Here is a 9,192-nt window from a genome sequence, read left to right as displayed (position 1 = left end):
CTCCGGCAGATCGGCCGGAGACTGTGCCGTGCACGCGGCCGCGGCGGCGACGGGCGCGCCGGCGCAACTATAGCATGAGCCGACCCTCCGGGACGGCGCCTATCACGGCGACGAGGCCCGCGGCGGTGGTCGCGTCGGCCGTGATGAATCGGCGTCGATGCGACAGCGGACAATGCATCGTCCGCTCCGGCTTCCCGGAACGCGGTCCGCACTTGTCGCCGCCACTGCGCGTCGCCTGATCTCGGTGCGACCGACACCGACCAGATGCAGCTGCCGTTGCGGTTGTCCTCGCAGCAGATCGGCGAGCGCCGGCAGCAGCAGTCGCTGTGTCAGATCGCCGCTTGCCCCGATGATCACCAGTGTCGACACGTCAGCCATGTGCACACCCTATGTCGCCCGGTGCGGGGCGGCGAGGGGCAGAATCATTCCGTGGCAGATGCATACGCGGGCCGGATCCCCTCCCCCACGCCCATCGACGATTACGCGCTCCTGAGCAGCTGCCGCACGGCGGCGCTGGTCTCGCGCGACGGATCGATCGACTGGCTGTGCCTGCCGCGGTTCGATTCGGCATCCGTGTTCGCCGCCCTCCTCGGCGACGACCATCAGGGACGATGGGCGCTGCGGCCCGCCGATCCCGACGCGCGGGCGACACGGCACTACGACGGCGACACCTTCACCCTCATCACGCGCTGGGAGAGCGCGGACGGCGTGGCCGAGGTGCACGATTGTCTGCCCGTCGATCCCCGGCATCTCGACGTCGTGCACCGCGTCGACCTGGTGCGCCGCGTCGTCGGCATCAGCGGCCGCGTCGCGTTCGAGCAGCAGGTGCGGCTGCGCTTCGACTACGCCCGCGCGCTGCCGTGGGTGCGCCAGACCGGGACGGCCGACGCCCCCGAGGTGACGGCGATCGCCGGACCGGACGCCGTGGCCCTGCGCGGTGCACCGTTGACGGCCACCGACCACGTGCACCGCGGCACGCTGAGCGTCGCCGCCGGCGAGCACCGCGACCTCACGCTCACCTGGCATGCCTCGCACCGCCCTGTTCCCGCCCCGCTGGACGTGGAGGATGCCCTGCAGTGCACGCGCGAATGGTGGAGCGCGTGGGCCGAACGCATCGACGTGCACGGGCCGCACCGCGACGTCGTCGTGCGTTCGCTGTTGACCTTGCGCGCGCTCACGCACCGCGACACGGGCGGCATCATCGCCGCACCCACCACGTCGCTGCCCGAACAGTTCGGCGGCGAGCGCAACTGGGACTACCGCTTCGTCTGGTTGCGAGACGCTTCGCTGACGATCGAGGTGCTGCTCGGCCAGGGCTTCGCGCACGTCGTGGCGCACTGGCAGCGCTGGCTGCTGCGGGCGATCGCGGGCGACCCGGCCGACCTGCAGATCGTCTACGGCATCGCCGGCGAGCGCGACCTCATCGAACGGGAGCTCGGCGACCTGCCCGGTTACGGGGGTGCCGCGCCCGTGCGGATCGGCAACGGCGCGGCGCAGCAGTACCAGGCTGATGTGACCGGTGAGGTCATGACGTGCCTGTTCGCCGCGCGTGCGGCCGGCATCGAGCAGTCGGCGATCTCGTGGCCGCTCGAGCGCGCGCTGCTGCGCCGTGCCGAGGAGCGCATCGACGAACCCGATCAGGGCATCTGGGAGATCCGCGGTGCGCCGCAGGTCTTCGTGCACTCCCGGGCCATGGTGTGGGCGGCATTCGATCGCGGCGTGCGCTCGGTGCGCGAACACGGTCTGCACGGCCCCGACGCGCACTGGGAGCAGCTGCGCGACCGGGTGCGCGCCGACATCGACGCTCACGGAGTCTCCCCACGAGGCCATTTCGTGCAGCACACCGCGACGGACGCGGTCGATGCCTCGCTCCTGTTGCTTCCGACGGTCGGATTCTGCGCCGCGGACGACCCGCGCATGCTGGCCACCGTGGCCGAGATCGAGCGCACCCTCATGGTCGACGGCCTCGTGCTGCGCTATCGCACCGAGTCGGGGGTGGACGGGCTGGAAGGCACGGAGAACCCGTTCCTGGCGTGTTCGTTCTGGCTCGTCGAGCAGTACGCGGCGAGCGGCCGTCTCGCCGACGCGCGGGCGCTCATGGACCGCGCCTGTGCCCGCGCGAACGATGTCGGCCTGCTGTCCGAGGAGTACGACGTGGCTGAGGAGCGGCAGGCCGGCAACACCCCGCAGGCGCTCTCGCACCTGGCTCTCGTGCGCGCGGCATCCGCCCTCGCCCGCGCCGAGGCCGCAGCCGGCTGAGACGGCGATGCCCCCGACCGCGCCGGAGCGTGATCGGGGGCATCGTCAGGAGTCACTCACCGGCGAGACCGCCGAGCAGGTGGCCGAAGGAACGTCCCTCGCCGAGGTAGTTCGCGGGGTCGAACGGGTCGTCGCTGCCGGCGGGCTGACGGCGCGCGACGGCCTCGGCCAGTTCGCGGGCACCGCGCTCGACGCGCGAGCTCAGCGGCGCGACCTGGTCGGCTGCGGCGCCCCAGTCGCTGGATGCCGCGAACACACCCGTCGAGACGGCTTCGGCGTGCAGGTAGGCGAACAGCGGGCGGATGGCGTAGTCGATCGCGAGCGAATGCCGCGCCGTGCCGGCGTTGGCGCCGATCAGCACGGGCTTGCCCGTGAGCGCGTCCGGGTCGAGCACGTCGATGAACGACTTGAACAGCCCCGAGTAGCTCGTGGAGAAGATCGGGGTGACCACGATGAGGGCGTCAGCCGACACGACCGTGTTGATGGCCGACTCCAGCGCGGGTGGAGCGAAGCCGGTCAGGAGGTTGTTCGTGATGTCGTGTGCGAGATCGCGCAGTTCGATCGTGTCGACGGTGGCCTGGATGGGCGCGCCGTCAGGACCCGTCAGCTCAGCCAGCGCCGCGACCGTCGCCGCCGCCAGGCGGTCGGCGAGCATGCGCGTGGACGAGGGATTCGACAGGCCGGCCGAGACCACGGCGATGCGACGCGCGCTCATCGGGTCGCCCCCACTCCGAACGCGGCACCGGCGGGGGCGGGGGCGTCCTGGTAGGGCGAGGGCCCGCTCAGGTTGTCACCGCGGTTGGCGCGCGGCGTCGCCTGGCGTGAGGGTCCGTCGCCGTAGGCGGCGCGGACCAGAGAGGCGTGCGTCGGGGCGTCCGGCACGTTCTCGGGACGGTCCTTCGCGAACTCCTTGCGCAGCACCGGCACGACCTCGCCGCCGAGGAAGTCGAGCTGCTCCAGCACCGTCTTCAGCGGCAGGCCCGCGTGATCCATGAGGAACAGCTGGCGCTGGTAGTCGCCGAAGATGTCGCGCATCCCCGCGTAGCGGTCGATGACCTGCTGCGGCGAGCCGACGGTCAGCGGCGTCATCTCGGTGAAGTCCTCCATCGACGGGCCGTGGCCGTACACCGGGGCGTTGTCGAAGTACGGACGGAACTGGTTCACGGCATCCTGCGAGTTCTTCGCCATGAACGCCTGGCCGCCCAGGCCCACGATCGCCGTCTCCGGTGCGCCGTGGCCGTAGTGCTCCCAGCGCTGGCGGTAGAGACCGATGAGGCGCTGGTAGTGCTCGGCCGGCCAGAAGATGTTGTTCGCGAAGAAGCCGTCGCCGTAATACGCGGCCTGCTCCGCGATCTCGGGCGTGCGGATCGAGCCGTGCCAGACGAAGGGCGCGACGCCGTCGAGGGGCCGCGGGGTCGCGGTGAAGCCCTGCAGCGAGGTACGGAACTTGCCCTCCCAGTCCACGACGTCCTCACGCCACAGCTTGTGCAGCAGCGCGTAGTTCTCGATCGACAGCGGAAGGCCCTGACGGATGTCCTTGCCGAACCAGGGGTAGACGGGCCCCGTGTTGCCGCGGCCGAGCATGAGGTCCATGCGGCCACCGGAGAGGTGCTGCAGCATCGCGTAGTCCTCGGCGATCTTCACGGGGTCATTCGTGGTGATCAGCGTCGTCGAGGTCGAGACGATGAGCCGCTCGGTCTGGGCGGCGATGTACGCCAGCGTCGTCGTGGGCGACGACGACCAGAACGGCGGGTTGTGGTGCTCGCCGAGCGCGAAGACGTCCAGGCCCACCTCTTCGGCGTGCTTCGCGATCTCCACGGTGGCGCGGATGCGCTCGGCCTCGCTCGGCGTGTGGCCCGTGGTGGGGTCCTGCGTGATGTCGCTGACGGTGAAGATGCCGAACTGCATCTGCGGGCTCTTCTCGTTCACGGTGTCCTTCGCCTTCCGGATGCCTCGGCATCCATTCCATGCAAGTGAATGTATCTCGTACAACACCGCGGTGTCCAGGTTATTCCCGACCCGCATACCGGTAACCGGACGCAACATGCCGCCGGCGCCGGCACCAGGACGCCTACCCTCGCCTCATGAGCGATCCCACTCTCCCCGTGCTCGACCTCTCGCTGCTGGACGCGGGGCCGGCGGCGGCAGCGCGCTTCCGCGACGAGCTGCGATCGGCGACGCACGACGTCGGGTTCTTCTATCTCACCGGCACCGGCGTCACCCCCGAGCTGGAACAGCGCCTGCATCGCGCAGCGCGGGACTTCTTCGCCTTGCCGGAGGCCGACAAGCTCGCGATCGAGAACGTGACGAGCCCGCACTTCCGCGGGTACACGCGGGTGGGCGGGGAACGCACCCAGGGAAAGGTCGACTGGCGCGAGCAGATCGACATCGGGCCGGAACGGGAGGCGGTCACGGACCCCGCTGCTCCCGACTTCGCGCGACTGATCGGCCCGAACCTCTGGCCGGCGGCTCAGCCAGAACTGCGCGAGGTCGCCGCGCTGTGGCAGGAGCACCTCACCGGCGTCGCGCGAAAGCTGCTGCGCGCGTGGGCGCTCGCCCTCGGCGCCTCCGAAGGATACTTCGACGACCACTTCGGAGATCCCTCGACGCTGCTGAAGATCGTGCGCTACCCCGGCTCGGCCTCCCCCGAGCCCGCGCAGGGCGTGGGTGCGCACAAGGACTCCGGCGTCGTCACGCTGCTGTGGGTCGAGCCCGGCAAGGGTGGGCTCCAGGTCGAGCGCGACGGCGAATGGGTCGACGCGCCGCCCGTGCCGGGAGCATTCGTCGTGAACATCGGCGAGATGCTCGAGTACGCGACCGGCGGCTATCTCATCGCCACCAATCACCGCGTCGTCTCGCCGCGGCATCCGGACGATCGCATCTCGGTGCCCTTCTTCTTCAACCCCGCCCTCGATGCGCGGCTGCCGCTCATCGAACTGCCGCTGGAGATGGCCGCGCAGGCGCGCGGGGTGACGCAGGACCCGACGAACCCGATTCACAGCCTCTACGGCGAGAACGCCCTCAAGTCGCGCCTGCGCGCGCATCCCGACGTCGCCGAGCGCTGGCACGCCGACCTGCTCGCCACCCGCGCCTGACGCCGGCGCCGGGCGTCAGCGCCTCACGATGCCGTGGAATGACGAGAGCCTCCCCACACCGTGGGGAGGCTCTCCAAGAATGTTTTGCGCGATTGAACGCTGGGCGCGAAGCCTTAGCGGCGCAGACCGAGACGCTCGATGAGCGAGCGGTAACGGTTGATGTCGATGTCCTGCAGGTAACCCAGCAGGCGACGACGCTGACCGACGAGCAGGAACAGGCCACGACGCGAGTGGTGGTCGTGCTTGTGCTCCTTGAGGTGCTCGGTGAGGTCCTTGATGCGCTGCGTCAGCATCGCGACCTGCACCTCGGGGGATCCGGTGTCACCGGGGTGCGTCGCGTACTCTTCGATGATCGCCTTCTTGACGTCTGCTTCCAGTGCCATAGGTGATCCCCTTCCTCTTCGTTGCGCGGCGCCCGACGCCTGATGCGTGGGCTCTCTTTATCCGCGGCCGATCGAACGGCAACCTCAGGAGTCTACCAGCGCCGAGCCCGTCCCGGAAACTCGGCGCCGTGGCCCGGGCGAATCCTCTTAGGCTCGAGGCGTGCAGTTCTCCGTCCACGTCAAACCCGGCAGCCGCAAGGGCCCCCTCGTCGAGCAGGATGCCGAGGGTCTCACGGTCTTCGTGCGCGAGCGCGCCGTCGACGGCGCAGCCAACGACGCGGTGACGCGCGTACTCGCCGATCACTTCGGCGTGGCGCCGCGCGACGTCACGATCCTCCGCGGACACGCCTCGCGTCACAAGCGCGTCGAGGTGGACGCATGAGCGGCAGCCACCTGATCGATCTGACGCCGTTCCGGCACAGCCCTGCGTTCGCGCGACTGTGGATCGGCTCGACGCTGTCGGGGCTCGGCGGCCAGCTCACGATCATGGCCGTCATGCTGCACATGTACGCACTGACATCGTCGACGTTCGCCGTCTCGATGATCGCCGTGGCGGGTTTGGTGCCGATGGTGCTCGCGGGCATCTACGGCGGCATGCTCGCCGACGCCTTCGACCGTCGCACGGTGGCTCTGACGGCCGCGACCGTCACCTTCGCCTCCACGCTGCTGCTGGCCGTTCTGGCCTGGACGCAGCAGGAGGCGGTCTGGTCGCTCTACGTCCTCAGCGTCGTCAACGCGGCCGCCAACTCCATCGTGATGGCGAGCCGCTCCGCGATCATCCCACGCCTTCTCCCCCGCGAGCTGCTGCCCTCCGCAGCGGCCCTGCAGGGCGTCACTGTGGGCATCATGGTGATGGCCGGCCCCGCACTGGCGGGGATCCTGGTGGCGACCACCGGATACGCCTGGACCTACTCGATCGACGTCATCCTCATGCTCAGCCTGTTCCTCGGGCTCTGGACACTGCCCGCCATGCGCCCCGAGGGCGAGACGGTGCGCCCGGGACTGGAGTCGCTCAAGGACGGGATCGCGTTCCTGAAACGCGCGCCGAACATCCGCCTGCAGTTCGTGATGGACATCGTCGCGATGACCTTCGGCCAGCCGCTCGCCCTCTTCCCGGCACTCGGCATGGTGCTGCTCGGGGGCGGGCCGGTCACGGCCGGCATCCTCACCGCCGCGATCGCGGCCGGCGCCTTCCTCTCGAGCCTGTTCTCCGGGCGCGTCGGCGGATATCGCTGGCATGGACGAGGCATCGCGCGCGCGGTCGAGGTGTACGGCGCGGCCATCGGCGCCTTCGCTCTCGCGTTGGTGCTCGCCGCGGTCGGCGTCGGCGCCCCGAATGGAGTGGATGCCGACCACGCGAACATCGCGATGATCGTCGCCGCCTGCGTGGCGCTGGCCGTCGGCGGCGCCGCCGACAACGTGAGCGCGATCTACCGCTCCACCATGCTGCAAGCTGCGGTGCCGGATGCCGTGCGGGGACGGCTGCAGGGAATCTTCATCGTCGTCGTGGCCGGCGGCCCCCGCATCGGAGCCCTCTACGCGGGGACGCTCGCCACGATCACCACGCTGTGGTTCCCGCCGCTGGTGGGCGGCATCCTGATCATCGCGATCGTCGCGACCCTCGCGCGTCTGTACCCGGGGTTCCGCAGCTACGACGCCGAGAACCCCGTCCCCTGACGCTCGATCCCTGACGCTCGATGCCGCGACCGATTCCTGCCAGGCTTCGGCGCGTTTCGGACGTGGCATACCACGGGCGCCGACGGCGTGCGTGGCCGCCGCTAGAGTCGGCGCGTGACCCGCTCGCCCGCTCCCACCCCGGTCCGCCCGGGGCCGTCCTCGGCGGCGATCGCCGTCCAGTTCGTCCTGATGGGGATCATCTGGGGATCGAGCTTCCTCTTCATGAAGGTCGCCCTCGGCGGCATCTCTCCCGCGCAGGTCGCGTGGGGGCGTCTCGTGCTGGGCGCGGCCACGCTCGGGGTCTTCGTCCTCGTCCGTCGCGACCGACTGCCCGGTCTGGGCCGCGAGGACGCGCGGGTGTGGGGCCATATGACGGTGCTCGCGGTGAGCTTCTGCGTCGTGCCGTTCCTGCTGTTCTCGTGGGCCGAGCAGCACGTGTCGTCGGGCCTCGGAAGCATCTACAACGCGACGACGCCGATCATGACCGCGATCATGGCGGCGCTCGTGTTTCGCGTGGAGCGTCTGAAGCCGGTGCAGATCGCGGGCATCGCCCTCGGCATCGGCGGGGTGGTGGTGATCATCGCACCGTGGACCGGCCTCGACCTCACGCAGAGCCTGCTCGCTCAGCTCGCCCTTCTCGGCGCGACCGCGTGCTACGGCTTCAGCCTCGCGTACATGCGCCGCTTCCTCGCGAACTCGGGCATGAGCCCTCTCGCCTTCTCGTTCGTGAACATCGGGATCGCCGCGGTGATCATGACGGTCGTGGCGCCGGCCGTGGCCCTCACGCCCGTACGGCTGGACCCGTGGATCGTGGTGAGCATGGTGCTGCTGGGCTGCCTCGGCACGGGCGTGGCCTACATCTGGAACCAGAACACGCTGCGGGCCTGGGGACCCACGGCCGCGTCGACCGTGACGTACATCACGCCGGTCGTGGGCGTGGCGCTGGGCTTTCTCGTCCTCGGTGAGCGCATCGGCTGGCACGAGCCGGTCGGCGCCGGGATCGTCTTCCTCGGCATCCTCCTCGCGCAGAACCGACTCCGAATGCCGCAACGGCGGCCGTCCCGCTGGAACGGGAACGACCGCCGTCGGACGGAGGGACTCAGGCCTGGAGGGAACCCTGCAGGTCGAGCGTGATCGTGACGTCCTTGCCGACGAGCACGCCGCCGGTCTCGAGGGCCGCGTTCCACGTCAGACCGAAGTCCTCGCGGTTGATGACGCCCGTCGCAGTGGCACCGGCCTTGTAGTTGCCATAGGGGTCGGTGCCGAAGCCGCCGAACTCGAGCTCGAAGGTCACCGACTTGGTGACACCGTGGATCGTGAGGTCGCCGTCGACGAGGAAGTCGCCGTCCTGGTAACGGACACCGGTGGAGACGAACTCGATCGTCGGGAACTGCGCCACATCGAAGAAGTCGGCGCTGCGCAGGTGGTTGTCGCGGTTCTCGTCGTTCGTGTTGATGGAGGCGACGTCGACGGTCGCGCTGACCTTCGCCTCGAGCGGGTTCTCCGGAGCCTCGATGGTGGCGCTCTTGAGACCGAAGACGCCGCGCACCTTCGAGATCATCATGTGGCGGAGGCTGAAGGTGACCTCGCTGTGCGCGGGGTCGAGCACCCAGGTGCCGGCCTTGTAGCCAGGGATCTCGGGAACGGTGGTGGTGTCGGTCATGTCTGCCATCCTTCGTCGGGGAAACGGTCTGCGGCTAGTCAACACGCGGAATCCGTATGTATTCCCACACATGGGAAAACTCTCGAGGAACAATCCGGGAGAGACGAGGAGGGGG

10 protein-coding genes are annotated in these 9,192 nt (G+C 69.6%); 5 read left to right on the top strand and 5 right to left on the bottom strand.

Annotation, left to right across the window (positions count from 1 at the left end):
• Positions 1–102: 102 nt before the first annotated feature.
• Complete coding sequence (locus I5I_RS16215) at positions 103–378, bottom strand: hypothetical protein (protein ID WP_239639990.1); 276 nt, start codon at positions 376–378, stop codon at positions 103–105.
• Positions 379–429: 51 nt separating this feature from the next.
• Between I5I_RS16215 and I5I_RS01675 the strand changes: the two genes are divergently transcribed.
• A complete protein-coding gene (locus tag I5I_RS01675) occupies positions 430–2,259 on the top strand; it encodes a glycoside hydrolase family 15 protein (protein ID WP_083867894.1) in 1,830 nt (609 codons plus the stop codon).
• A 52-nt stretch (positions 2,260–2,311) separates the two neighbouring features.
• Here I5I_RS01675 and I5I_RS01670 read toward each other — a convergent pair whose 3' ends face one another.
• Both I5I_RS01670 and I5I_RS01665 read right to left on the bottom strand, forming a co-directional pair.
• A complete protein-coding gene (locus I5I_RS01670) occupies positions 2,312–2,974 on the bottom strand; it encodes a CE1759 family FMN reductase (RefSeq protein ID WP_036287646.1) in 663 nt (220 codons plus the stop codon).
• Positions 2,971–4,167, bottom strand: coding sequence for an LLM class flavin-dependent oxidoreductase (locus tag I5I_RS01665; RefSeq protein WP_187289899.1), 1,197 nt, complete (start codon positions 4,165–4,167; stop codon positions 2,971–2,973). The genes I5I_RS01670 and I5I_RS01665 overlap by 4 nt, the downstream gene beginning before the upstream one ends.
• A 176-nt stretch (positions 4,168–4,343) precedes the next feature.
• Between I5I_RS01665 and I5I_RS01660 the strand changes: the two genes are divergently transcribed.
• Entirely contained in the window at positions 4,344–5,354 is a 1,011-nt protein-coding gene (locus I5I_RS01660) for an isopenicillin N synthase family dioxygenase (protein WP_036315628.1), read from the top strand.
• 113 nt (positions 5,355–5,467) lie between these two features.
• On the opposite strand, the gene rpsO is transcribed toward I5I_RS01660, so the two are convergent.
• Positions 5,468–5,737: a 30S ribosomal protein S15 gene (gene rpsO / locus I5I_RS01655; protein WP_005048780.1), complete on the bottom strand. Its 270-nt coding sequence runs from the start codon at positions 5,735–5,737 to the stop codon at positions 5,468–5,470.
• Positions 5,738–5,897: 160 nt separating this feature from the next.
• Between rpsO and I5I_RS01650 the strand changes: the two genes are divergently transcribed.
• The 3 genes from I5I_RS01650 to I5I_RS01640 all read left to right on the top strand — a co-directional run bounded on the left by I5I_RS01650 (position 5,898) and on the right by I5I_RS01640 (position 8,548).
• A complete protein-coding gene (locus tag I5I_RS01650; RefSeq protein ID WP_036287653.1) occupies positions 5,898–6,119 on the top strand; it encodes a DUF167 domain-containing protein in 222 nt (73 codons plus the stop codon).
• Positions 6,116–7,414: an MFS transporter gene (locus I5I_RS01645; protein WP_036315627.1), complete on the top strand. Its 1,299-nt coding sequence runs from the start codon at positions 6,116–6,118 to the stop codon at positions 7,412–7,414. The genes I5I_RS01650 and I5I_RS01645 overlap by 4 nt, the downstream gene beginning before the upstream one ends.
• A gap of 114 nt (positions 7,415–7,528) precedes the next feature.
• Positions 7,529–8,548, top strand: a complete 1,020-nt coding sequence (locus I5I_RS01640; RefSeq protein WP_083867893.1) for a DMT family transporter — start codon at positions 7,529–7,531, stop codon at positions 8,546–8,548.
• Here the strand turns inward: I5I_RS01640 and I5I_RS01635 are convergent.
• Positions 8,514–9,077, bottom strand: a complete 564-nt coding sequence (locus I5I_RS01635) for a YceI family protein (protein ID WP_036315626.1) — start codon at positions 9,075–9,077, stop codon at positions 8,514–8,516. The genes I5I_RS01640 and I5I_RS01635 overlap by 35 nt on opposite strands.
• Positions 9,078–9,192: the final 115 nt, after the last annotated feature.

The organism is Microbacterium sp. B24 (genome assembly GCF_000333415.1).
Taxonomy (GTDB): Bacteria; Actinomycetota; Actinomycetes; order Actinomycetales; family Microbacteriaceae; genus Microbacterium.
This window is presented reverse-complemented; position numbering and strand designations above follow the sequence as displayed.

Coding starts and splice junctions, on each gene's coding strand:
- I5I_RS01665 (WP_187289899.1), bottom strand. CDS start 4,167: ATGCAGTTCGGCATCTTCACCGTCAGCGACATCACGCAGGACCCCACC.
- I5I_RS01645 (WP_036315627.1), top strand. CDS start 6,116: ATGAGCGGCAGCCACCTGATCGATCTGACGCCGTTCCGGCACAGCCCT.
- I5I_RS01660 (WP_036315628.1), top strand. CDS start 4,344: ATGAGCGATCCCACTCTCCCCGTGCTCGACCTCTCGCTGCTGGACGCG.
- rpsO (WP_005048780.1), bottom strand. CDS start 5,737: ATGGCACTGGAAGCAGACGTCAAGAAGGCGATCATCGAAGAGTACGCG.
- I5I_RS01635 (WP_036315626.1), bottom strand. CDS start 9,077: ATGACCGACACCACCACCGTTCCCGAGATCCCTGGCTACAAGGCCGGC.
- I5I_RS01670 (WP_036287646.1), bottom strand. CDS start 2,974: ATGAGCGCGCGTCGCATCGCCGTGGTCTCGGCCGGCCTGTCGAATCCC.
- I5I_RS16215 (WP_239639990.1), bottom strand. CDS start 378: ATGGCTGACGTGTCGACACTGGTGATCATCGGGGCAAGCGGCGATCTG.